Here is a 23,675-nt window from a genome sequence, read left to right as displayed (position 1 = left end):
GGCGGATCAGGCGGCGCTGATGTGCAGGAGGATGGCGTGTTCCGGGTTCAGGATGGGCATCGGGAGGCCCGACTCTGACAGGAATTGCCCGGAGGCCACGACCCCAGTGGCCAGCCACGCCGGCGCGGACGTCTGCAGATACGTACTGGCTGCGTCGCGGCCGGTGACGCCAGGGTCCTCACGGTCAGGGTCCAACGGGCGCGGATAGATCACCTCAACGCGGTAGCTGAGCTCGGGCGCCAGCCCGGGAATGGCGACGCGGCCCGGCTGCTCCGAGAACGACGTCGACGTCGCCACCAGCGCGAACAGTGCCTCGGAGCCGTCCCCGGCGACCACACCGTGCAGCAGCAGTGCCGGATCTGGCAGATCGGCACGGACCATTCGGCCGGTGTGAAGCAGTGTGCGGTGTTCTTTGTACAGTTCGATGACACCGCGCAGTTCGTCGTGTTCGGGGCCGGTCAGGGAGCGGATATCCCATTCCAGCCCGAAGTGGCCGAACAATGCGGTGATGGCCCGGAAGGACAGCGTATGCGTGCGTCCGGTGGTATGCGAAGTGGGCGGCCCGACGTGCGCGCCGACGAGTTCCGGCGGGACGATCATCGAGGTCCAGCGTTGGATGGTCTGCCGTTCCAGCGCATCGTTGCAGTCTGAGGCCCAGATCCGGTCCGTCCGTTGCAGGATCCCCAGGTCCGCCCGGGCGCCTCCGGAGGAGCAACTTTCGATTTCCACGCCAGGGTGCGCTGCACGCAGGGCATCGAGGAGTCGGTAGGCAGCAAGGGTCTGCTCATGCACGGACGGTCCGCCCGCATGCCCCATTTCGGACAGATCCCGGTTCTGGTCCCATTTGAGATAAAAAATGCGGTACTCACTGAGCAGAGCGTCCAGCCGGTCATAGATATATTGCCAGGCCTGTGGGTTGACCAGATCCAGCACCTGCTGGTGGCGCCATTGAAGCGGGAGGCCGGAGCCTGGCCCGGCGATCCAGTCCGGATGTGCCCGCGCGGCGTCCGAATCCGAATTGATCATTTCCGGTTCCACCCACAGCCCAAATTCCATTCCCCGGTCCGTGACGGCGGCAATGAGCGGGTGAAGGCCCTCGGGCCACACGTTAGGGTCAACGTACCAGTCACCCAGGCCGGCGTGATCGTCGCGGCGGTGCCGGAACCAGCCATCGTCCAGCACGAAGCGTTCCACTCCCAGATCCGCGGCCGCATCGGCGAGCGAAGTGAGCACCGTCAAGTCGTGGTTGAAATAGACCGCTTCCCAGGTATTGAGGACCACCGGCCTTGGCGTGGAGGGGTGTTTCGACCTGCCCCGGAACCATGCATAAAACGCGTCGGAAATCCCGTCCAGTCCGTGGCTGGAGTAGGCGGCGAACAGTGCCGGAGTGAGGTAGCTTTCGCCCGGTGCCAGCACAATCTCCCCGGACCCCACTAGCTCGCTGGCGCCCAGTACAGAACGGCCATCGGCCAGCGATTCAAGATAGGCTTCATGGTCCCCGCTCCAGGCAAAGTGCGTGGCCCAGACCTTTCCCTGCCGGTTGCCGAACCCTAAGGAACCGGCGGCCAGCAACAGCGAGGAATCATGGCCGGTGCGGCCGTGCCGGGCGCTGCGCAGCCAGGTTCCCTGCTGAACACTATGGCGCTGCGGGTGGCGTTCGCGGCACCAGCGACCGGTCAGGTCGAGTATCTCGGTTGCTTCGGGGCCAACCGGCAGGACGGCCGCGAGTTCCTCCAGCGCGTAGTCAGTGCCGCCGTCGTTGGTGAGATGATGGCGTAACTCGAGCAGACCGCCGTCGTGCAGTGTCACTTCGGTGACCACCGTCAGGCCAAGCTGTGCATCGGCGGTGGTAATGACGGCTGAGCGTTCGGTAGCCCGGCACCCGGTCAGCCGCAACCGTGCGGAGAAGCCGCGTCGGGTTCCGTCGCGGTCGACCCCGATCCCGAGGGCGTCGCCGTCGACCCCGTCGCGACCGCCATTGCCTGCGGCCAGCCGGTGTCCGCGCAGCCCCGGCCGCCCCCGCCAACCCGAGGAGGCCTGCGGCAGTAGGCCCAGGACCACCGGAATATCCAGGGCCGAATGCGGCACCGGTCCGGACATGACCCCTGCCAGCGACAGATCCGGCAAAATCCCGCCCAGGTCAGCGCCCCAATGCAGCACCGACGGCTCACCGGAACTCAGATCGATCAGCAGGCTCACCCCGGCAGCGCGCAGGTAGATTGGGTTCAGTGGGTTCGGTTCCATCGGGTACCTCTGCGTCGTGAGCGGATGAATATATTAGGCGCTTTGCCGTTGCGGGACGTTGACCAGCCGCAGCCGCCCCACCCGCTGCCGCAGCACCCGCTGGGCCTCCGAGCCCAGTCCGGCATCGCTGATCACCTCGTCGACGTCCTCCAGCGCGGCTATTGTGCTGATGCCCTGCATGCCCCATTTGCTGTGATCCGCCAGCACCACCACCTTGCGGGAAGCGGTAATGAGAGCCCTGTCCATCTCCGCTTCGAGCAGATTCGGGGTGGTAAAGCCGGCCTGTGCATCAACGCCGTGCACCCCCAGGAACAACAGGTCCAGGTGCAGCTGCCGCACCGAAGACGTGGCAATCGGACCTACCAGGGCATCGGAGGGAGTCCTTTCACCGCCGGTGAGGATAACGGAGAGCTTGGCCCCGGCGGCATGGAATACACCTGCCACGCGCACCGAATTTGTCACTATGGTCAGTCCGCTCATCTGGCAGAGCAGCTTGGCGAGCGCAAACGTGGTCGTGCCCGCGCTGAGCCCGATCGCCATGCCCTCCTGCGCCATCGATGCAGCTTCCGCCGCGATCGCTTCTTTTTCGTCCAGAGCCTGCGTCGATTTGAGCTCAAACCCGGGTTCATGGGTACTGGCGCCGCCGTGGATCTTTGCGCCGCCATGGATCTTTTCCAGCAGGCCGGCCTCGTCCAGTACATCAATGTCCCGGCGCACCGTCATCAAAGAGACGTTGAACATGCCGGCCAGATCCGCCACCCGCACCACGCCTTCGCGTGCAACTGTGGCGGCTATCGCGGAGCGTCGGGCGTCGGCGAGCATCTTCGCTTCCTCACTGTTGTTGATTGACGGCTGGTATTGATACAGGTCTGGTGTTGATACAGGTCTGGTGTTGGTCGGGCGGGCGGGCAGCATTGGTGCTGGTCAAAGACGGACGACGGCGCACCCCTGGCCGCGACGCTCACAGTGCCCGTGCTATCCCTTGCTTGACCCGAGGGTCAACCCGGCCACGAAGTGCCGCTGCAGCAGCAGGTACACGATCAGCGTGGGGATCACAGTGATGGTTGCTCCGGCGGCCAGCAGGTTGTAGTCGGAAAGAAAAGTGCCCTGCAGGTTGTTGATGGCGGTAGTGACCGGAAGCCGGTCCCCGCTTTGAATGAACAGCAGCGGCCAGAAGAAGTCGTTGTAGATAAAAATCAGTTCCAGCGTTGCCAGCGCGGCGATTGCCGGCCTGCACAGCGGGAGAATGATGTTCCAGTACTGGCGCCAGATGCCCGCACCGTCGACCAATGCGGCCTCCGTCAGGTCCGCGGAGAGAGCCTTCATGTAGTTGGACAGTACAAACGTGCAAAAACCGGTCTGGAAGGCGGTGTTGACGAGGATGACGCTGAAATACGTGTTGAGCAGGTTTCCCGAGTCGCTAATGGCGTAGGGCAGGTTGAAGTGCTTGAACATGCTGAACAGCGGTGCGGCCAAGACCTGCGGCGGTAGAAGGTTCCCGGCGGTGAACATGATCAGCAGTGTGATGTTGAACTTCCAGCTCACGCGGCTGACCGCGAAAGCCATCATCGAGGACAGCAGCAGGACCAGAATGATCGTTGGGACGGTGATAATCAGTGAGTTCATAAAATACTTGGGGAAGCCGCCCTGCGTCCAGGCCTGGACGAAGTTGTCAAAGTTGAAGGTCCCGCCGAGGCTGAAGTAGCCGTATTTGTCCGTGTCCGCCTTGGGGCGAAGGGCGGTGAAGAGCGACCAGGCCAGCGGAATCAACCACATGACGGCCATCACGATGAGGAATATGTGGGTACCGTAGTGGCGCTTTTTCCCTCCGCGGGGCTTGGGTGCGCCGCTGGCGGATAGGCGGGTGCGGGATGCGACTGCTGAGCTCATTGCACTTTTTCCTTCCCGAAGGCGCGGGACAAGTAGAAGACGATCGGGACGAGGGAAATGACCAGCAAAATTACTGCCAGCGCGGAGCCGACCCCGATCACCTGTCCCTCACCGACCAGATTTTGGATGACGAGCGCACTGATCAGTTCCAGTCCGTTGGTACCGCGGTTGATCACGTAGACAATGTCGAAGGCACGCAGTGATTCGATGATCGTAATCACCACGATAACTATGTTGATAGGGCGCATGGCGGGGAAGACGATACGGAAGAAGGTTTGGTACGCGTTCGCGCCATCCAGGGATGCGGCTTCCTTCAGTGAGGCGTCAACGCCCTTGAGTCCGGCCAAATACAGAATCATCACATAACCGGCGTGCCGCCAGGTCGCCGCAATCAGGGCGGCCCAGATGTTCACATCCGAGTCCCCGAACCAGTCCACGGCCTGCGGCGTGCCGGCGGTGCCAAGCAGGAAGTTCAGTAAGCCGTTGTCCTTCTGGTAAAACAACTGCCAGATAATGCCGATCAAGGCCAAGGACAGCATCACGGGTATGAAAAAGATGCTCTGGTAGATCTTGGAACCGCGGATGTTCTGGTCCAGCAGGACCGCCAGCAGCAGTCCCAGCGGGGTCGCGATGACGGCCAGGAAGACCAGCCAGAGCACATTGTGCTGCACCGCCGGCCAAAACGGAGGGTAATCCTTGAACACGTAACTGTAATTGGCCACTCCGGCAGCTTTGATGTCCGTGAGGTCCAAGCCGTTCCATCGGACGAAGGACAGACCGATGGAGAGCACCGTTGGAATCCAGATCAGCAGCAGCTGGATCAGGGTGGGTATCCCGACCATGATGCTGAGCACGATCTTGTCGGTGCGGGAGAGGAGCCGTATCCGGCGCCGTTTGCGGGGGCGCCCGGCGCCTTGTCCGCCGACAACGCTGATCGGTGATTCTATTCCGGTGGTCATGACAGACTCTTTTTCTGATCGAACGTCGGGGCAGACCCTTGAGCCTGCCCCGACTGATATGGACCAACGAGGTCCGGGGCGGAGCCGCGCAGCAGTTATTGCGCGGCGTAGAGCGACTTCGCCTGGGCCTCGAGGTTCTTGACGTCGATCGAGCCGTCCTTAATGAATCCCTGCAGCGCCGGCAACATCACATTGTTCGCCATCGCGGGGAGGGCATCCCGGTCAAAGAACTGGCTGATGCTCTTGGCACCGGCAATCACATCCGCGCACTTCTTGTTCAGCGGACTGAACTTGGATTGATCGGCGCCCTTCGCAGTGGCGATGTTCGATGGGTCCTTGGAGGCGTACGCGTCCTGGCCTTCGGCCGTGCCCATGAAGGCCAGGAAGTCGTGGGCCGCCTGATTCTGGCCGCCCTTCTTGGACAGCAGTAACCCGTCAATCGGTGCTTCTACGGCGTCCATTCCTTCCATGGCGATTTCCGGGAACGGGAAGAAATCAATGTCCGCCAGCAGCGCCGGATCGGTGAACTGCTGGGTGACAAACGAGCCGAGCAGATACATCCCGGATTTCTTGTCTCCCAAGGACTTCGCCGAGTCCTGCCAGGTCATTCCCAGTGCGCCGGGGTTCTGATAAGGCAGCAGTGCCTTCCACGTATCGAAGACGTCGCTGACTTTCTTCTGGTCCCAGGATTCTTTGTGGGCGGTGAGATCCATGTGGAACTGGTAGCCGTTGAGGCGCATATTGATGTAGTCGAAAGTGCCGAACGCCGGCCAACCGTCCTTGTCCGCAAACTCGATGGGGATTATGCCGTCGGCTTTCATCTTGGCGCTGAGGGTCTTGAGGGCGTCGAACGTGGTGGGGACCTCGTAGCCCTTTTCAGCCCAGAAGCTCTTGCGGTAGAAGAAGCCCCACGGATAGTTGTAGTTCGGCACAAAGTACTTCTTGCCGTCGGGTCCGGTCGAGGCCTTCTTCATGGCGTCGGAAAAGTTGGCCCCAATCTTGTCCCAGACATCGTCCACGGGGGTGAGCAGTCCCTTTCCTGCGTAGTACTGCATCCGGTAGCCGGCAAACCAAGTGAATGCGTCGTCCGGGCTGCCCTGCAGGTAGGTGTTGATTTTGTTCTGGAAATCGTTGTGCGGGACCACGTTGGTGGTGACCGTGATGCCTGACTTCTTCGTGAAGGCATCCGTGACCGCCTTGTACCCGGCTTTGGGGACCTCATCGGAGGAGCCGGAACCGAAGCTCAGCGACTTCGATGCGGTTGCGGAGGCACCGGGCCCGCTGCCTCCGGTGCAGGCGGAGAGGAGGGGGATGCCGGCCAGCCCAACGGCGCCCACTCCCAAGGTCTTGAGCAGCGTACGGCGGTCCAGGCCGGGCCGGTTGGCGCCGGCAGCAAACCGCTCTTCAATCGATGACATGGTTTCTCCCTTTGAAAGACTGGCTTTGGAAAGACATGCAGCTGTGAAACGCATCACATAGACCAAGCATAAACGCCAGAAATCGAACGTCAATGCCCAAAAGAGAAAAATTTCGATCATTTTGTCACGTTTGGATTACGCCTTAAAGCAACTGAGGTGCGCGCAATGGGTTGTTCGTCGAAACGACCCCATCGCGCGCACCTCGCCTAGTGCCGCCTTGCCGGTGGTGCGCTACTTTTTCAGCGAATCCGCGATCTGCTGCATCACCGAATTGTCTGCCAGCGTGGAGGCGTCACCGACGTCGCGGCCCTCCGCGACGTCCTTCAGTAACCGCCGCATGATCTTCCCGGACCGTGTCTTGGGCAGCTCGGGCACCACCAGGATCGTCTTTGGCTTGGCGATCGGGCCGATTTCCTTGCCCACATGGTTGCGCAATGTGGTGACAATATCGGCGTCATCTGCCGCGCTCCCGCGCAGAATCACAAACGCCACCACGGTCTGCCCTGTGGTCTCGTCCGCAGCCCCCACCACGGCCGCTTCCGCTACGGACGGGTGGCTGACCAGTGCGGACTCAATCTCCGTGGTGGAGAGGCGGTGCCCGGAGACATTCATCACGTCGTCGACCCGCCCCAGTAGCCAGACGTCGCCGTCGTCGTCGAACTTGGCACCGTCTCCGGCAAAGTACATCGAATCGAAACGGGACCAGTAGGTGTCCTTGTACCGCTGCTCGTCGCCCCAGATGCCGCGCAGCATGGCCGGCCATGGTTCGCGGACCACCAGGTAGCCGCCGGACCCGTTCGGCACGGACTCGCCCATTTCATCCACCACGTCCACCGCAATGCCCGGCAGCGGCGTCTGGGCCGAGCCCGGCTTAGTGGCAGTGACGCCGGGGAGCGGGGCGATCATCTGCGCGCCGGTCTCGGTCTGCCACCAGGTGTCCACGATCGGCGCCGGGTTCTTCTTTTTCTCGCCGTTCTTCCCCGCGTTCGCGCCGATCACATCGCGGTACCACATCCAGGCCTCGGGGTTAATCGGCTCGCCCACCGAACCGAGCACCCGGATGGAGCTCAGGTCGTACCGGCCCGGGATCTCGCGGCCCCACTTCATGCAGGTCCGGATGGCGGTGGGCGCAGTGTAGAGGATGGAAACTTTGTACTTTTCGATCAGTTCCCACCAGCGGCCCTGATGCGGGGAATCCGGGGTGCCCTCATAGATCAGCTGCGTAGCGCCGTTAATGAGCGGCGCGTAGGCGACGTAGGTATGCCCGGTGACCCAGCCGACGTCGGCCGTGCACCAGTACACATCGGTTTCCGGATGCAGGTCAAAAACGGCCTTGTGCGTGTACGCGGCCTGCGTCAGGTAGCCGCCGGTGGTGTGCAGGATGCCCTTGGGCCTGCCGGTGGTACCGGAGGTGTAGAGGATGAACAGCGGGTGCTCGGCAGCATGGCCGACGGCGGTGTGCTCGGCGGCTGCACCGCCGACGGCGTCCTCCCACCAGAGATCGCGGCCCTCGGTCCAGTCCACGTTCTCACCGTTGCGCTTGACGACGACGACGTGCCCGACTGTGTGCCCGGGTGCGGTGAGCGCGGCATCAACGGCGGGCTTGAGGGCGCTGGGTTTGCCGCGGCGGTAGGTACCATCGGCGGTGACCACCAGTTTGGCTTCGGCATCGTCGATGCGCGAACGCAGCGCGTCCGCGGAGAACCCGCCAAAAACCACGGAATGTACGGCACCGATCCGGGCGCAGGCCAGCAGCGTAATCACTGCCTCCGGGATCATCGGCAGGTAAACGGCCACCCGGTCGCCCTTGGCAACGCCGAGGGACTCGAAGGCGTTGGCGGCCTTCTTGACCTCCTCGGTCAGCTGCGCATAGGTGTAGCTGCGCGTGTCGCCAGGTTCGCCCTCAAAGTAGATGGCAACGCGCTCGCCGAGCCCGTTTTCGACGTGCCGGTCCAGCGCGTTGTAGGCCGCGTTGAGCTGACCGTCGCCGAACCACTTCGCGAACGGCGGGTTGGACCAATCAAGTGTTTCGGTGAAGTCCTTATGCCAGGTAAGCAGCCCGCGCGCCTGCTTGGCCCAGAAGGCAGGGGCATCAGCGGCCGCGTCGGCATAGTCGGAGGCTTTCACGACGGAATCCGCGGCGAATTCGGCGCTGGGCGGGAATCTGCGGTCTTCGTGGAGCAGGTTTTCCAGCGCGTCACCGTTATGGGCGGCAGCGCCGGCGCTGGTATTTCCGGCTCCGGACGAAGCCGCAGTTGTGTCCTGGGACATCTCTACCTCAATTTCAGCTAAGACGGGTTCTGGCTTCAACTTTAGCGCGCCGAATACCCGCACGTGTCGGCGATCACAGTCACTGCAGCAAATTGGCCCGTCTGTGACGCGCTGCCGCGACTGGCGAATTCATCCGGCTAGAGATGTCAGGGTTGTGTCATTAGTCTGTAATAGGATCGTGACTTTCCAACAGAGCGACGCGGGCCGCCTGAGGCGAGTCCGTGCCAGACATACCCGCGGGCTGCAGGATCGCCGTCCGGCAAGGAGTACGAGATGACAGAGCAGCAATTCGGCGCCGACAACGGTGGAGGAAGCCGGAACGACGACGGCGGAAGAGGCCGCAGCAACAGTGGTGCGGAGCCAGCGGCTGGCAGCACGTCCATGGGCGCTCCCTCGGGGCCCCAGGCCAGCCACGCCTTGCTTGGTCCGCTGACCCTGCGCGACGTGGTGGCACTGGGATCGGTCGTCGTGATCTTCATCGGTTCCGTACTGCCGCTGTTCCGCGCCGATTACTACCTCAATTTATGGAATGGATTTTCCCTGTTCTTCCTGGGCATTGGGGTGGTGCTGCCGTTACTCACCGGCATCCTGTTCCTGGCCCGGCGGCTCTCTGCGGGCGTCAAAACGCGGATCGGCTCGCTCTCCGTTGACCAGTTCGGCTCCGTAGTTGCCTCCTTTGCCACCTCCTTTTTCTTCCTTTACACGGTCTCTGATTTCCGCTGGGCCTTCCTGATTGGGCTGATAGGTTCCCTCGGCCTGCTGGCATCCACCGTCGTCGCGCCTTGGCTTCCGTTCTTCGCTGCCGACTTCGCCCATCGTCCGGAATTGCCTGCCCATCCCGTCGCTCGGGACGTCGTTCCCGCGGTCGCCAAGCCTACGGTAGCCAAGCCCGCGGTTGTCAAGCCTGCGGTTGCAAAGCCTGCGGTTGCGAAGCCTGCGGTTGCGAAGCCTGCTGTTGCGACGTCAGTTGCTTTGACGCCCGACGCTTCCCGGCCTGGCGCTGCCAAGGGGGATGCTGATCGGAGCGCTGCCCACGAGCCCGCGCCGACGCCGTCCGCGGCGAAGACGTCCAGTCAGCCGATACCAGGCCTCTCCCATCCGGCCGGTTCGGCCGCGGTTTCGTCCAACGCGGTCCCGTCGAACGCGGTCGGGCAGGACGCCGTCGGGCAGGACGCCGCAGGTCAGGGCGCTTCAGTGCAGCACGCTGCCGAAACCGCCGCGCCGACCCCGCAGACCACGCTTAATCCTGCGGTCGACACGCCTTCACGAGCCGTACCGGAAAGCATCGGTGCCACCGTCGATCCCGGATCACGCCACGAACCGGACCACAGCCACGATGCAGGAAAGGGCCACGGGGAGAAGGCCGTTTACGACGCATTTTGGTTTGCCGTGGACCGCAAGCGGCCGGTGTTCGATGAGAAGACCGGGGCCTTCCTCTACAACGTGGAACCAGGCAGTTGGATTCTGGCCCTGCGGGATCGTGGTCACGACTTCCTGGTGCAGAACACCGAAGGCCGCGCGGGAGTGCTGCGTGATCTGAGCAATATCGAGCGGGCACCGGAGAGCGAGTAATCTTTGGTCCCGACCATTCCTGCCAAGAGCGCGTCTGCCAAGACAGCGACGCCCGATGCGGTGCGCCCCCACACCGGTGAATCTCTGCTGGCACTCAAGCGCCGGGCGGGAAAGATCAACCGGCAGCTGGCAAAGGCCTACCCCTATGCCCATGCGGAGCTGGACTTCCGCAACGCGTTCGAACTGGTGGTCGCCACCGTGCTCTCCGCCCAGACCACCGACGTGCGGGTAAACCAGACCACGCCGGCACTGTTCGCCAGATACCCGGATGCGCGCGCGCTGGCGGAGGCCAATGTCGCGGAGCTCGAAACGATGATCCAACCAACGGGCTTTTTCCGCGCCAAGACCCGGAGCCTGATTTCGCTGGCCACCCGGATTGTTGACGAGTACGACGGCGTAGTGCCGGGTCGGCTGGACGATCTAGTAACGCTCGCCGGGGTCGGGCGCAAAACGGCCAACGTGGTGTTGGGCAATGCGTTCGGGATCCCCGGGATCACTGTGGATACGCATTTCATCCGGCTGGCACAGCGCTTCGGCTGGACCGAGTCCAAAGATCCCGTCAGGATCGAAGCCGATGTAGGCGGACTCATTCCCAAGGCTGAGTGGACGATGCTCTCGCATCGGGTGGTATTCCATGGGCGCCGCGTCTGCCATGCACGTAAACCCGCCTGCGGCGCCTGCCCGGTCGCCACTTTGTGTCCCTCCTACGGAGAAGGTGAGACGGATCCGGTCAAGGCGAAGAAGTTGCTCAAGTACGAGCTGGCGCCAGGCAACGAGGATCTGCTGGCGCGGATGCTCGGTGACGTAAGCCGCGCGGCCGAGTACCGCCGGGAGGCACAGCTACTGGCCCGGCAGGGGGTGTCGTCCGGCCCGGAGCCCGGGCCGGCGGCGCCGGGAACGGACCTTCCGTGAGCCGGGAACCCTCAGTGCTAGGCCGGCGGACGGACAGTGTGTATGCCCAGCTGGCGGCCGTTGCGCAGGAAGCTGCTGCCGGCGGGCTCGATGCAGCCCGCGATGATCATTGGCCGCGCCCGTTGGATCCACGCACGGCACGGCAGGCTGCGGTGCTGCTGCTTTTTGGTGCCTTGGATGACGTTCCCGCCGCCTCTGGCAAGCCGTTGGCTCCCGCCGGGTTGGATGTTTTGCTGATTGAGCGGGCCGCCACACTGACGGATCATCCGGGGCAGGTCGCTTTTCCCGGCGGCGGAGTCGACGCGGGGGATGTCTCTGTGGATGCGGCGGCGTTGCGGGAGGCCGTGGAGGAAACAGGACTGGACCCGGCCGGAGTCCAGATCCTGGGCCGGTTGCCCGAGGTTGCCCTTCCGGTCAGTAATTTCATGGTAACGCCGGTTCTGGCTTGGTGGATGGCTCCGTCGCCTGTAGCCGTGGTGGACTACGGTGAGTCCGCCCAGGTATTTCGTGTCCCGGTCCGTGATCTGCTGGATCCGGACAATCGGTACACGGCGACGTTGAAACGCGGTCCGCGGACGTACAGCAGCCCTGCTTTTCTGGTAAACGGCGTCCTGGTTTGGGGGTTCACCGCGGGAATTCTGAGCCGCTTGTTCGACCATCTGGGCTGGTCTGTTCCCTGGGATGCCGACCGCGTCATCGTTGCCCCGCTCTAACGGCGGTGCCCGGACCGGCTACTTCGCGTCGGCGTAGGAATCGACCACGGCGATGTTCACCGGAAATGCGATCGGTATGTTCCCGAACAGCAACCGGGTAGCAGTCCGCGACGATTCCTCCAACATCTGCACGACGGTGGCCAGCAGCTCATCCGGGGCATGGACCATCACCTCGTCATGCAGGAAAAAGACCAGCTCCGGGCCGTTCTTGGAGCAGGGGGTTCCGGCTTCCGCTCCGGCGACGGGCGTGGCCGTGCGTTCGGCGGCCAAGGTGCCCAGCCGCCGTCGTACTTCGGCCAGCCAGCAGGCAGCCCAGTCCGCCGCTGACCCCTGCACCACGAAATTCCGGGTGAAACGCCCCCGCGAACGTGCCGCGCTCTCCGCCCGTCGTTGCTCCTCCTCCGTGCTGCTGCGCTGCGTGGCCCACCATTGATCCGACGGCGCAGGGCAGCTGCGTCCCAATCTGGAGGTCACCACCTCGCCTCGCTCGCCGGCCCTCGCCGCTGCTTCCACGAAGCCCACCGCGTCGGGATAGGTCCTGCTCAACTGGCCCATCAGCCGCCCGGACTCGCCCGTCGTCGCGCCATAAATGGCACCCAACAGCGCTACCTTTGCCTTGGCCCTATCACCGCCGAAGCCCTGCGCCGCGATCCCGGCATAGAGGTCCTTATCCCGGGCGGCTTCGGCCATTGTGCTGTCCTGGGCCAAGGCAGCCAACACCCTAGGCTCCAGCTGCGCGGCGTCGGCGACAATCAGCTTCCAACCCGGATCCGCATGCGCTGCACCGCGGATTTGCCGGGGGATCTGCAGCGCACCGCCCCCGCGCGATGCCCACCGCCCGGAGACAACGCCGCCCACCACGTACTCGGGACGGAAGCGGCCCCCAGCCACCCACTGGTCCAGCCACGCCCAGCCGTTCGCCGTATGTAATCGGCTGATTTTCTTGTAGGCCAGCAGGGGCTCAATGGCCGGGTGGGAGATCTGCTCCAGCTCCCACGATCGGGTGGTTTTCGTCTCAATGCCGGCCCGGTGCAGGGCCCGCATCAGTTCCTGGGCGGAATCCGGATTCAGAGTAGGAGCGTTGAGCTCCTCGCGGAGCCGGCCGGCCAGAAACTCAAGCTTCTCCGGCCGCCGCGCACCGGCCGGGCGCGGGCCAAGATGCGTCAGGAGGATCTGCTCGTGCAGATCGGCACGCCACGGCAGCCCGGTGTGGCGCATTTCCGCGGCAATTAAAGCGCCGGCGGACTCGGCCGCCAAGAGCAAGGCCAGACGACCCGGCTGAACGGAGCGCCGGACGGCTCCCAGCTGGGCGGCGAATTCCTGCCGCAGGGCGTCGATAAAGGGTCCGCCCCGGTTGACGGGCGTATCAAAGAGGCTGTCCTGATTCGCGGTTTCGGTGCTCGGGTCAAGAATGTCATCAAAGCGGAGCGGTGCCGTGGTCTTGGCGTAGTCAGTGTCTGCGGTGAGGGACGAAAAGACCAGAATGTTGCGGCATAGTGCCACGTCATGGCAGCGCTCGACACTGACTCCGGCGTCCAGCAGCTGTGGATACCAGTTCTGCGTCCGATCCCACACCCAGCGCGGCCGCTGCTCGCTTTCCAACTGTGTTACGGCGGCCGGTAGGTCGGCAACGGCCAAAGTGCGTCTGGCAGCCGTGGCTTCTCCAAGGGCGTTGACAGGGACAATGTCCGCACAAGGGCCGATGGGCGCGCTCTGGCTGTCGGTGCCCTCGGGGGCGACGCGCGCGTCGGTTGCGGCCAGCAGCAGGTACATGCCTCCATTGTCTCCTGTGCCCCAGCTTCCGGCGATTTGCGGCGGCGCTGGTGGAGCTCGGATTCGTTGGCTGCGCGCCTGTGAATCCGCCGCTGCATTGGATTCCTTGACAACTTATTCGACTCTGGCTAAACAGTTAGGTGTAAGCACGGTGCACACGAGACACACAGTCGTGGAAAGCGAGCGCACCCCGTTACCCGAGCCCGGGCGGCGTGCCTGGACCCAGTTGAACGTTCAACAGGGAAGGTGAGACAGTAATGTCCAAACTCGAACCAGCTGCAGTGAGCGGCCTCGACGAGCGAAGTCAGGCGCGAAAAGCGGCGATCGCCAGCACGATCGGGACGACAATCGAGTGGTACGACTACTTCCTCTACGGTACAGCGGCGGCACTGGTGTTCCCACATGTGTTCTTCCCCCACATGTCCCCCTATCTAGGGCTGATCTCCGCCTTCGCCACCTACTTCGTCGGGTTCCTGGCCCGTCCGGTCGGAGCGGCGATCTTCGGGCACTGGGGCGACCGGATTGGCCGCAAGGCGATGCTGATTATCACGCTGCTGATGATGGGGATCTCGACCGCCCTGATCGGTGTGCTTCCCGGTGCGACGACCTGGGGCGAGGCTGCACCAGCCGTCCTGATCATCCTTCGCATCTTTCAAGGCATAGCCGTCGGTGGCGAGTGGGGCGGTTCCATTCTTCTTTCGATGGAGTGGGGCGACCAGAAGCGCAGAGGTCTGATGGCCAGCTGGCCGCAGCTTGGTGTCGCCATTGGCATCATTCTCTCCACCGGTCTGCTTGCCGTATTCAACTCCATCATTGGCACGGACGCCTTCATTGCCTGGGGCTGGCGGATCCCGTTCCTGCTCAGCCTGGTCCTGGTCGGCATCGGGCTATACATCCGGCTCAGAATCCTGGAAACCCCGATGTTCGCCGAGGTGGTCAAGACCCAAAAGACCCAAAAGGCTCCGGTTCTCGAGGTGATCAAAAGGTACCCGAAAGCGATCATCCTGTCGGCGCTCCTACGGATGTCGGAGCAGATGCCGTTCTACATCGTGACCGCCTTTGTGTTGTCCTACCTGACCGACAAGAACCACAATTACTCGTACAACTTCGTTCTGATCGGCACCATGATCGCGGCGGCCATCGAGCTCTTTTGTGTGCCATACTTCGGGCACCTGTCCGACACTGTTGGTCGCAAAAAGATCTACCTGATCGGGGCGGCCATCACCGGCGTCTGGGGCTTTGTTTACTTCGCACTTCTCGACAGCGGCGTCGGTTGGCTGGTCTTCGCTGCCTTGTGCGTGGCGCTCATCCCGCACGCGATGCAATACGGCCCGCAGGCGTCGATCATTGCGGAGAACTTCCCGACCAACCTCCGGTACACCGGCGCTGGGTTGGGCTATCAGCTAGCCTCGATCATCGCCGGCGGGCCGGCCGCACTGGTTGCCACTTTCCTGCTCCATCAGTTCGGAACCGGGTATGCGGTATCCGTATACATACTGGTCTCGGCCCTGATCACGATTGCGGCGGCTTTCGGGCTAAGGGACTACTCCAAGTCCGATATTTCGGACCCCGAAACCTATGCACGAGAGGTTAAAGGCTCGCGGCGTGTTTCGTAGCCGCTGACCGGGGAGCCGCCACATTCGGGAACTCCGGGAGGGGCTGGCCGCTCTTACAGCTGTCCGGGAGGGGTCGGCCGCTCTTACAGCTGTCCGGGAGGGGTCGGCCGCTCCTACAGCGGCTACTGCTGCTCCAGCGTGCCATCCACCACCTTGACGATTATGGAGCAGTCTTTGCCGGCGTCGCCGGCGTCGATCAGACGCTGTAACAGCTGCTCGACGTGCTCGCCGATGTGCAGCGGAGTCCCGGTGCCCTTGGCCGCAGCGATGGCGAGACCGATGTCCTTCTTGGCCAACTCGACGGTGAAGGTGGGCGCAAAGTCGTTGTTCGATGCCGCGGTGGACACGACCCCGGGGACCGGGTACTAGGTACGGAGCGCCCAGCTGTCCCCCGACGAAACTGAGGCGATATTCCAGAAGACCTGCTTATCGAGGCCAAGCCGGTCCGCCAGCACGGCACCTTCGGCCGTGCCGGCGAGGTTGATGAAGAGCATGAGGTTATTGCAGATCTTGGCGGCCTGACCCGTGGTGGCACCGCCGGTAGGGATGATGTTCCCGGCCATGGGCTTGATGAAGACGCCGGCATCCTCGACCGCGCGGCCCTCCCCGCCGACCATGAAAGTCAGCGTTCCGGCCCGCGCCCCGCTCACTCCCCCGGAGACGGGGGCGTCCACGAAGCGAAACCCGCGGGCGGCAGCGGCATCATGCAACGTCCGCGCGGATTCGATGTCGATGGTGGACGAGTCGACCAGCAGGGCCCTCGGGTCGGCGTGGGCCAATACGCCGTCGTCGTTCAGGTAGACTGCTCTGGCGTGATCGCCCTTGGGCAGCATGGTGAAGACGACGTCGGCGTCCCCGACTGCTTCTGCGATGCTGCCGACAAGCTTCACGCCGGCTGTCCCGGCCGCCGCCATGGCGGCCTCGCTTAGGTCGAAGCCGCGCACTTCATGCCCGGCGTTGACCAAGTTCGCGGACATGCCGCCGCCCATGTTGCCAAGTCCGATCCATCCAACTACAGCCATCGTCAAGCTCCTTCACTCGGTTACGTCAACCAGTTCAGTTATCACGAGTTCTTCCAGGCGCCACGCCTGGAAGAGCCTGCGTACCACGCGGCCTGCCGCCAAATCATCCAGGCCTTCGTTGATTTCTGTCAGCGGCCTGGTGCCGGAGTGCAGCAGGTCCACCGGTAGTTTCCCTTCCGCCAGTACCCCAGGTAGGAACCGAGCAGCTTTTTGCCGGGGCCGGCGAATTGCAGCCTCGGCGACCAGCCGGGCGTCGTCGTCGGGCGTCCCCACCGTGGCCGCCCCGCAATCCAGGGCAAGCTTGTGCTTTTCCGCATTCGGATCGATCGATCGTCGTCTATGACCACCGCGGATTCCCGAGCCACGACAGCGTAGTCGGCGAACGCGGAGACTCCCAGGTGATGGTTGATTAGCTCTCCTCCGGCGGTTTTCAGCAGGGCTTCCCCGTGCAGCAGGTCGCCGGAGCCGTTGACAACGGCGACCCAATGGCACAGCGCCGGGCTACCGGCGGCGAACGCCCGGCAGCTGCCGCAGCTGGGTACGAACACCAGCACGACGTGGTCGCCGACACGCACATCACTTACGCCTTCGCCCGAGGTGAGCAAGCGGCCGATTGCTTCGTGGCCCAACGCCATGGGTTCAAAGACGCATATACCAATCCGGGATTCGCCTTCGAATGTTTATCGAATCCGAAGCCGAGACCCGCCGCAGTACCCGGTCGAAAATTCTCCACTAGCACGTCTGCCCTCGCGGCCAGCTTCCACACCGACTCATGCCCCTCGGTAGACTTCAGATCGACGGCCACGCTGCGTTTATTGCGGTTGACGGAGAGGAAGTACGCCGCTTCTTCTCCCTGGAACGGTGGGCCCCACGCCCTGGCGTCGTCACCGGTGCTGGGTTGTTCGATCTTGATCACGTCGGCACCGAGATCGGCTAGGGTCATCGTGGCAAATGGGCCGGAAAGTTTCCGAGTCAGGTCCAACACCAACAGATCCTGTAGGGCGCCCCGCGTTCCGTCCGCTGCCGGGTCTGCAGATGCCTTCATGCCAGTGACGCCGACGCATCGACGGTAGAGCGGTCAGCCAGCACCCGACCTGCACCGGCCATGGCGGGCTCGAGGCCAAGCGTCCGGAGGATCTCGTACGCGCTGGCTGTCGCGGCGGTCACGACTGGGAGCCCGAGTTCGTCTTCGACTTTCTGGACTGCGACCCCCGCGCCTTCGATAGAGTCATTGACGAGCCGTGTGCGGACCGGCATATACGGTGCGACCATCGCAACCCGGTGTGCGCACTCGGCCGCCTTGTCGACCATCGCGGCCAGTTCCTCAACCGTGACGTTGCGCAGCTTTGCTCGAGCCGAATGAAATGTATAGCGATGACCCGTAGCAGCTGACTGTCGCCGGAACAGTTGCGGTAGTTCCGTCCCCAGGGTCGTAGTGGAAGGGACGATCAAACCAATTTTCGACGAGCCAGCTGCGACGCACGTCGACAGCCCTCCGTCATCATCCTCGAAGTTGTCCATGATTGGTCTCCAGATGACATCGGAATCCTCGAACCCACGGCGGGGCCCATACCTATATTCTGGATCCGGATTTCTTGCTGTCAAGGGGAGCTCTCGTGCCGCCCTCGATGGCGACAGCGCAGAATCTGATCCCCAGAGGTTGTGGGAAGGCGCGTCGTGGTGCGAAGCGCTTAGATTCCGCCATGCGGAGGACCGGCCGTTTCGACATCGAGATCGGGGATTTCTACCCGATGGAAATAGGCCGCCGACGCTGATTGGCACAGCGAATCAGGCCACCTGCACGAAAAAATCGTGCTGGTGTGCCCGGCTGCCCCGATCCCGGAGATCGCAGCGTTGCGACGGCCGATTCGATGGTGGGGCCGAGTTCGCCGATTGAGCCGGCAACAAGGGCGGCCGCGGCAAAAGGGTGTTGATGTGCGTGGCCGGGACGAGCCAGCCGAATGCAGGGGAGCCTGCATTGAAGTGTGCCTCGAACCTCCCGCGCCGATGAGGCCATGTGGCAAGATGTCGGATCGAAGCGCCAGCGCGGTGTAAGAATCGGCGGACTGCTTGTAGGCCTGCACGATTTCCGGGGTCATGACGCGGTGCGGGTCGAAGATGCCCAGCAGCATCACGGCCGTCATCTCCAGCGCTGCAGTGTCGATGCTCGTGAGAAGACCGCGGCGCTCGGGGGCAGTCCGAGGAGGGAATTTCGGCACATCCGGCCACGACGCCACGTCGCCATCCTGGCCAGTACATCTGTCGAGTCGGAGACGGTGTCGTCGGGGTCTGCGTCGATCCGGAGTTCCCGATAGGTGCTTGCGGGCGCCTGCTCACTGAGCTCGCGCAATGGGATCCACGGTGCGCACTCGCGGTAAGGGGCGTTGTTGCAGGCATCCCATCGGTCGTCGATCTGCGGGGTCCGTGGCACGCGCGCACGCCTGCCGATAAGGAGGTGAGTGGATCCATTCCCCGTTACCCGCGCACCTGATAGACCTTTGCTTGCGATTTCCACCCCTAAGGGATGCGCGCCCCGGGCGGGCGGCGAGTGCACGGCCAATTCATGTCATTCGCGGCCTTGGAAGTGACTGTCAGTGACAGCTCGCGGTGGCGCCGCCGCGGTGGCCGTCTCCTCACCACTCCTCCACGAGCACTCCTGCACCGCCTCCGGTTCACATCTTCGAAGCTGCACCAATATTCCCGCTCATCGGGGCGAAGACTGAGACGATGCAGGAACAATCGATAGCCAGGACGCGCAGGGCGGTGCATTTGCCGAAGGGTCCCGCCGCGGCTTCGGACCCCCAAGAGGCTGCTGCCGACCACACCGGTAACCGGGCCGCGTGGGTGCCGCCGAACGGCAGCCGGGTCTTGCTGGTGACGGAATCCGGTCCGCTGCACGATGAGATTGGGCGGGTTGCCGCTGCTGCCTCTGTCGGACTGATGATCTTTCCTACGGTTGAGGAGGCGCGCGGAGAGTGGGACGCCGCTGCCGCTGTAATGGTCGGGATCGATGTGGCATCGGACTTCCGGCGCCGGCGTGGCCCGACCCTTCTGGTTGGATTTTCCGCCGACAGGGAGCAGCTGTGGCGGCAGGCATCGCTTTCCAGCGCGGATCGGGTCGCCGTCCTGCCCGAGGCTTCCGAATGGCTGGCGGAATTCCTCAGCCAGCTGCGCGATCCGGCCGCGGAAGGTTTCATTCTCGGCGTTGTGGGCGGCTGTGGTGGGGCGGGTGCATCCACATTGGCTGTCCTGCTGGCCGCCTGCGCGGCGAGGGCTGGTGTTCGGACGTTGCTGGTTGACGGTGACGAATGGGGAGGGGGTCTGGACATCGCCGTGACCGCCGAGGATCCTGCCGGCCTGCGGTGGCCGGATCTACTGGCGGCGTCCGGCACCATCAACCCCGACCAGTTGGCAGCCTCGCTGCCTGTCGTCGCCGGATTCTCATTGCTTTCCTGGGGCGGGTATGGAGCGTCCAGCGGGACCGATTTTGGCCCCGGAACAACCGGCGCCCAAGTCCTGCGGGCCGCCAGGCGCGGCTATGAGCTCGCGGTAGTGGATCTTGGCCGCAACCGGAATGCTCTGTCGTCGCTCGGGAAGCATTGTGATCAGCTGCTAACGGTGGTTCCAGCCCAATTGCGGCCGTCAGCAGCGAGTGCCAGGTTGCTGAACGACCTTCCCTCGCTGCCGACGGCGCTGGTGGTCCGCGCGCCGCTGCGTGAAGGGTTGGATGTGCAACTGATCGCGGACTCCGTGGGTTGCGCAGTCCTCGGGATCATGCCGGTTCTGCGCGCAGCCGCGGCTGCTACCGAGCGTGGACAGCTGGCCGATTTGGCCAAGTCTCGTAAGGTCAGGAGGCTTGCCGACCGCGTACTGGTAAGCCTGCGAAGTGTGCCGGGATGAGACGTCATTCCCAGCTCCCGCACTTGCGCGCAGTGGATGAGACGCTCCTGGACACCGTGCGCCGCGCGGTGCTCTCGGAGGCCGGGCCTGTCACGTCCCTTCGTGTCGCGGCAGCGGTGCGGGATAGCGGCAGACTTTTAGGGACGGCCGGATCGTTGGCCGCGGTGGAGAGCATCAATGCCGAGCTCAGCGGACTGGGACCACTTCAACCATTGCTGAAGGACCCGAAAATCACCGACATCTTCGTCAATGGCCCGCGGTCGGTGTGGGTGGACCGCGGACAAGGAGCGGAAGTCGTGGATATTTCCTTTACGGGCGAAGAGCAGCTCAGGGCGCTTGCTGTGCGGCTGATTGCTTCCGGCGGTCGACGGTTAGACGACGGCTCACCGTGTGTTGATGTAAGGCTCGACGGCGGCTTCCGGATTCACGCGGTTCTGCCGCCGATCTCGGCGCAGGGGGTGATCCTATCGGTCAGGATCAGACGGGCCGAGGTCTTTACCATGGACGAGCTGGTGTTCTCCGGGTTTGCCGAGCCAGGCATTGCTGCATTGCTGCGTGCCGTCATCGGCAGGCGGCTCAGTTTCCTGATCAGCGGCGCCACCGGAACGGGCAAAACCACCCTGCTCTCGACCTTGCTTGGAATATGTCAGCTTCGCGAGCGGCTTGTGCTGATCGAGGACGCCGCGGAACTCGAACCGGATCATCCCCACGTGCTGACGCTGGAGGCGCGGCACGCCAATGCCGAGGGCGGAGGCGCGGTGGAGCTTACCGAGCTGGTACGCCAGGCCCTGCGGATGAGCCCAAGCCGGCTGATTGTGGGGGAGTGCCGCGGCGCGGAGGTGCGGGAGTTGCTCTCAGCCCTGAACACCGGCCATCGGGGCGGTGGGGGCACGATCCATGCGAACAGTGCGTTGGATGTCCCCGCGAGGCTGGCGGCTCTGGGCGCGCTCGCCGGGCTGAGCACCGAGGCCGTGGCAATCCAGGCTGCCAGCGCGCTGGACGTAGTGGTGCATCTCGAACGGCATCCCTCCGGGCGCAGGGTGGCGCAAATCGGGGTGGCGACATTGAAAGCGGGCAGGCTCGAGGTCGCACCGGCGGTGAGCGTTAAGGATGGATCGTTTGTCGGTGTGGCCACCGGCCGACGGTCCGCGTCGCCGGCGGATCCTCCGGGGTCGGCGGCTGGCCGCGACACGCGCAGGCTGGTTTACGGGGCTGGCTGGGAGCGGCTTTTGGAGCTCTTGGGTGGCCCGGACCCCGGCCCGCCGGCCCCCTCCGACGATCGCGGTGACGCCTGTCGGGTCTTCGCCGCTCGGGTCCAGCAGGAGCAGGCTGCCCACGATCGGGATTCCACCGATCGGGATTCCACCGATCGGGACTCGGCCTGCGGTGGCCGTGAAGTGCAGACCCCTGGAGATCGGGGTACCACCCGGAGCAGGAGGCGCGGGTGAACCTGATCCTGATGTTCGTTTTTCCGGCGCTCGGCTGCGTGTTTCTTTCGTTCTCCGGCATCCGGTGGATGACCGCAGTGCGAGAACAAGGGAGGAGTGGCCGCACTTGCGGGGTATACGCCAACCCGTCGCCTGGTCTTGACGTGGCAACCCGCGACGGGATCCGAAATGAGCGCGGCGTCCGGCGTCCGTCCAGCGTGCGTCAGCTTTTCGGAGGGCAGCCGCTGGCGGTGGATACTGCCGAAATGGCTCGGCTGGTCCGGGAACTGTCCGCTCTGCTCGCGGCTGGCCGCTCGGGTCCAAATTTGTGGGCGGATATGCTGGCAACCAGGGTTGCGGCGCCGGTTGCGGCTGGCCGAAGAGCCACTGCCCCCGGAGCACAGCTGCTGTTGGCAAGCGGCGGCCAAGGGCTGAACGCGCAGCTCCTCCGGGCGGCGTACCAGGCGTCCGTTTTAGGGCTCAGCGCCAGTTCGGCGATCCGGTTCGGCTGCGCAGCCGTCAGCGTCTCCTCTAGTCAATACCCGCAGCGCAAGCACTGGCAGGAGCTGGCTGCCTGCCTGGATGTCGCTGAGATCAGCGGGTCGCCGGTGGCCGCGGTGCTGCAACGGTATGCCGGGGGACTGGAGTCAGAAATGGACGCCGCCGCCAGCCGGGAAACATCGCTTGCCGGGCCAAAGGCAACCATCCGGCTGCTGAGCTGGCTGCCCCTGCTGGGTCTCCTCTTGGGAATGCTTATGGGTGTTGACCCGCTGACGGTTCTTTTCGGTGGTCCGGTTGGCTGGGCTGCGCTCTCCATCGGCGTCGCCCTGATGGCTGCCGGCCGTTTCTGGTCCCGAGCCCTGGTCAGAGCAGCGGCACGTGATTCGCCGTGACAGGGTGGCTATGGCTGGCATTAGCCCTCCTTGGCGCGTCGAATGCATTGTTGCTGGTTTCCACCGGGAGTAGCCGTTGGCGGCAGCTGGGTGCAGTTCGGAAACGGATCGGCGATTCGGACACTGATACGCCGGGCGGGGGCATCGCCAATGTTCCGCTCATGCTGGAACTGCTCGCCACCTGTCTCGATGCCGGACTCCCGCTGTGCCGGTCTCTGGAACTCCTTGCCGCTGTGACAACGACACGGACACGGGAGGGCCTGGCAACAGTGGTTGCAGGCCTGAGCATCGGGGCTTCTTGGCAGACGTCCTGGCGCCCGGTCAGGGGACACCCGCAAATGGACGGATTGTACGAGGCGCTGACCTTCGCCGCCATAACGGGTGCGCCCTCGGCCGCGTTGCTTTACGCTGAGGCGGCCCAGCTGCGCAGGTCCGCCCAGCGTGAGTCCGAACACCGTGCGGCGTCCCTCGGCGTGAAGTTAGTGATCCCCTTGGGGCTTTGTTCATTGCCTGCATTTCTGTGTCTGGGAGTAGTCCCCGTGGTCCTGGCCATGGTGCCGGCATTCCGCTGACGGCGACAGGCAGACAAGCCCTCCACAACCTTCGTCGGTGGCAGCGTGATGCACCTCTTTACATCGGCCAGTGTCGCTGACGGCACTGGAAAAGGATCGTTTAACTGGAACCCGCAGCTGGGGCGGTCTGGAACGATCCAGGAGGATCAAATGGCAAAACCAACAGGAATACGAACCGTGGAGACAGGGAAGGAAGGCCAAACCGATATGGAGTATCACAACGTCTCGGAAATCTATCCGGGAGCCACCGCCGGGTACCTGGTCAGGGAATCCGGACGCCTGCGGCGAAGGGACAACGAACTGGGGATGGCGACCGCTGAATATGCAATCTGTACTTTAGCAGCGGTGGGATTTGCCGGATTGCTGGTCGTGATCCTGAAAAGCGATGAGGTGCGAGGCTTCCTGCTCGGCATCATCCGCACCGCTCTGAGTCTGCCGTGACGTTGGGTCCAGCGCGTGGTTTCGGCTGCGCTTGGAACAGCACAGGCGAGGG

At 63.8% G+C, this 23,675-nt stretch carries 18 protein-coding genes and 3 pseudogenes; 9 read left to right on the top strand and 12 right to left on the bottom strand.

Translation table 11 applies throughout. The features are described 5' to 3' along the window. Positions 1–6: 6 nt before the first annotated feature. From OS914_RS03810 to acs, 6 genes are all read right to left on the bottom strand, one after another. Positions 7–2,229, bottom strand: a complete 2,223-nt coding sequence (locus tag OS914_RS03810) for an alpha-galactosidase (RefSeq protein ID WP_267544881.1) — start codon at positions 2,227–2,229, stop codon at positions 7–9. Positions 2,230–2,277: 48 nt separating this feature from the next. After that, positions 2,278–3,066 (bottom strand): DeoR/GlpR family DNA-binding transcription regulator, encoded by a 789-nt coding sequence (locus OS914_RS03805; protein WP_267544729.1) that lies wholly within the window; start codon positions 3,064–3,066, stop codon positions 2,278–2,280. Positions 3,067–3,219: 153 nt separating this feature from the next. Beyond that, positions 3,220–4,134 (bottom strand): carbohydrate ABC transporter permease, encoded by a 915-nt coding sequence (locus OS914_RS03800; protein WP_267544728.1) that lies wholly within the window; start codon positions 4,132–4,134, stop codon positions 3,220–3,222. Then, positions 4,131–5,093, bottom strand: a complete 963-nt coding sequence (locus OS914_RS03795; RefSeq protein WP_267544727.1) for a carbohydrate ABC transporter permease — start codon at positions 5,091–5,093, stop codon at positions 4,131–4,133. Before OS914_RS03795 ends, OS914_RS03800 begins: the two co-directional genes overlap by 4 nt. 95 nt (positions 5,094–5,188) lie before the next feature. Continuing rightward, the gene (locus tag OS914_RS03790; protein ID WP_267544726.1) at positions 5,189–6,511 is read right to left on the bottom strand and encodes an ABC transporter substrate-binding protein; all 1,323 of its coding nucleotides are present in this window, start codon (positions 6,509–6,511) and stop codon (positions 5,189–5,191) included. Positions 6,512–6,742: 231 nt separating this feature from the next. Then, entirely contained in the window at positions 6,743–8,782 is a 2,040-nt protein-coding gene (gene acs, locus OS914_RS03785; protein WP_267544725.1) for an acetate--CoA ligase, read from the bottom strand. 273 nt (positions 8,783–9,055) lie between these two features. Here acs and OS914_RS03780 point away from each other — a divergent pair, with 273 nt between their 5' ends. From OS914_RS03780 to OS914_RS03770, 3 genes are read left to right on the top strand one after another with little or no spacing between them, the layout of a single operon-like run. After that, entirely contained in the window at positions 9,056–10,354 is a 1,299-nt protein-coding gene (locus OS914_RS03780; RefSeq protein ID WP_267544724.1) for an MFS transporter, read from the top strand. A 60-nt stretch (positions 10,355–10,414) separates the two neighbouring features. Beyond that, positions 10,415–11,266, top strand: coding sequence for an endonuclease III (gene nth / locus OS914_RS03775; protein ID WP_267544880.1), 852 nt, complete (start codon positions 10,415–10,417; stop codon positions 11,264–11,266). Then, positions 11,263–11,979 carry an NUDIX hydrolase gene (locus tag OS914_RS03770; RefSeq protein ID WP_420713857.1) on the top strand — a complete coding sequence of 239 codons (717 nt, stop codon included), beginning with the start codon at positions 11,263–11,265 and terminating at the stop codon, positions 11,977–11,979. Before nth ends, OS914_RS03770 begins: the two co-directional genes overlap by 4 nt. Positions 11,980–11,997: 18 nt before the next feature. Here OS914_RS03770 and OS914_RS03765 read toward each other — a convergent pair whose 3' ends face one another. Beyond that, positions 11,998–13,752, bottom strand: a complete 1,755-nt coding sequence (locus OS914_RS03765) for a bifunctional 3'-5' exonuclease/DNA polymerase (RefSeq protein WP_267544723.1) — start codon at positions 13,750–13,752, stop codon at positions 11,998–12,000. Between the two features lie 257 nt (positions 13,753–14,009). Here OS914_RS03765 and OS914_RS03760 point away from each other — a divergent pair, with 257 nt between their 5' ends. Further along, a complete protein-coding gene (locus OS914_RS03760) occupies positions 14,010–15,368 on the top strand; it encodes an MFS transporter (RefSeq protein ID WP_267544722.1) in 1,359 nt (452 codons plus the stop codon). Positions 15,369–15,490: 122 nt separating this feature from the next. On the opposite strand, the pseudogene mmsB reads toward OS914_RS03760, so the two are convergent. From mmsB to OS914_RS03735, 5 genes and pseudogenes are all read right to left on the bottom strand, one after another. Continuing rightward, positions 15,491–16,390 (bottom strand): annotated as a pseudogene (mmsB, locus tag OS914_RS03755) (3-hydroxyisobutyrate dehydrogenase). Between the two features lie 12 nt (positions 16,391–16,402). Next, positions 16,403–17,028: pseudogene (locus OS914_RS03750) on the bottom strand (alcohol dehydrogenase catalytic domain-containing protein); the annotation flags it as partial. Further along, entirely contained in the window at positions 16,971–17,333 is a 363-nt protein-coding gene (locus OS914_RS03745) for a CoA transferase (RefSeq protein ID WP_267544878.1), read from the bottom strand. The pseudogene OS914_RS03750 and the gene OS914_RS03745, both read right to left, overlap by 58 nt. A 98-nt stretch (positions 17,334–17,431) precedes the next feature. Then, a complete protein-coding gene (locus tag OS914_RS03740) occupies positions 17,432–17,911 on the bottom strand; it encodes a hypothetical protein (protein ID WP_267544721.1) in 480 nt (159 codons plus the stop codon). Between the two features lie 619 nt (positions 17,912–18,530). Then, positions 18,531–18,821, bottom strand: coding sequence for a hypothetical protein (locus tag OS914_RS03735; protein WP_267544720.1), 291 nt, complete (start codon positions 18,819–18,821; stop codon positions 18,531–18,533). Positions 18,822–19,117: 296 nt separating this feature from the next. Between OS914_RS03735 and ssd the strand changes: the two genes are divergently transcribed. The 5 genes and pseudogenes from ssd (at position 19,118) to OS914_RS03710 (ending at position 23,623) form a co-directional block, all read left to right on the top strand. Further along, on the top strand, positions 19,118–20,290 hold the full coding sequence (gene ssd, locus OS914_RS03730) for a septum site-determining protein Ssd (protein WP_267544719.1): 1,173 nt from the start codon (positions 19,118–19,120) through the stop codon (positions 20,288–20,290). Then, positions 20,287–21,393 (top strand): annotated as a pseudogene (locus OS914_RS03725) (TadA family conjugal transfer-associated ATPase); the annotation flags it as partial. The gene ssd and the pseudogene OS914_RS03725, both read left to right, overlap by 4 nt. A 341-nt stretch (positions 21,394–21,734) precedes the next feature. Further along, positions 21,735–22,610, top strand: coding sequence for a hypothetical protein (locus OS914_RS03720; protein WP_267544718.1), 876 nt, complete (start codon positions 21,735–21,737; stop codon positions 22,608–22,610). Beyond that, positions 22,607–23,182: a type II secretion system F family protein gene (locus tag OS914_RS03715; protein WP_267544717.1), complete on the top strand. Its 576-nt coding sequence runs from the start codon at positions 22,607–22,609 to the stop codon at positions 23,180–23,182. Before OS914_RS03720 ends, OS914_RS03715 begins: the two co-directional genes overlap by 4 nt. 207 nt (positions 23,183–23,389) lie before the next feature. Further along, positions 23,390–23,623 carry a DUF4244 domain-containing protein gene (locus tag OS914_RS03710; protein WP_267544877.1) on the top strand — a complete coding sequence of 78 codons (234 nt, stop codon included), beginning with the start codon at positions 23,390–23,392 and terminating at the stop codon, positions 23,621–23,623. Positions 23,624–23,675 lie beyond the last annotated feature (52 nt).

The sequence above is a fragment of the Arthrobacter endolithicus genome (genome assembly GCF_026627425.1).
In the GTDB taxonomy this organism is placed as follows: Bacteria; Actinomycetota; Actinomycetes; order Actinomycetales; family Micrococcaceae; genus Arthrobacter_M.
The sequence above is the reverse complement of the archived record's forward strand: the minus strand, read 5'-3'. Positions and strand labels throughout refer to the sequence as shown.

Coding starts and splice junctions, on each gene's coding strand:
- acs (WP_267544725.1), bottom strand. CDS start 8,782: ATGTCCCAGGACACAACTGCGGCTTCGTCCGGAGCCGGAAATACCAGC.
- OS914_RS03765 (WP_267544723.1), bottom strand. CDS start 13,752: ATGTACCTGCTGCTGGCCGCAACCGACGCGCGCGTCGCCCCCGAGGGC.
- OS914_RS03710 (WP_267544877.1), top strand. CDS start 23,390: ATGGAGTATCACAACGTCTCGGAAATCTATCCGGGAGCCACCGCCGGG.
- OS914_RS03800 (WP_267544728.1), bottom strand. CDS start 4,134: ATGAGCTCAGCAGTCGCATCCCGCACCCGCCTATCCGCCAGCGGCGCA.
- OS914_RS03780 (WP_267544724.1), top strand. CDS start 9,056: ATGACAGAGCAGCAATTCGGCGCCGACAACGGTGGAGGAAGCCGGAAC.
- OS914_RS03745 (WP_267544878.1), bottom strand. CDS start 17,333: ATGACCCTAGCCGATCTCGGTGCCGACGTGATCAAGATCGAACAACCC.
- OS914_RS03790 (WP_267544726.1), bottom strand. CDS start 6,511: ATGTCATCGATTGAAGAGCGGTTTGCTGCCGGCGCCAACCGGCCCGGC.
- ssd (WP_267544719.1), top strand. CDS start 19,118: ATGCAGGAACAATCGATAGCCAGGACGCGCAGGGCGGTGCATTTGCCG.
- OS914_RS03795 (WP_267544727.1), bottom strand. CDS start 5,093: ATGACCACCGGAATAGAATCACCGATCAGCGTTGTCGGCGGACAAGGC.
- OS914_RS03760 (WP_267544722.1), top strand. CDS start 14,010: ATGTCCAAACTCGAACCAGCTGCAGTGAGCGGCCTCGACGAGCGAAGT.
- OS914_RS03740 (WP_267544721.1), bottom strand. CDS start 17,911: ATGGACAACTTCGAGGATGATGACGGAGGGCTGTCGACGTGCGTCGCA.
- OS914_RS03805 (WP_267544729.1), bottom strand. CDS start 3,066: ATGCTCGCCGACGCCCGACGCTCCGCGATAGCCGCCACAGTTGCACGC.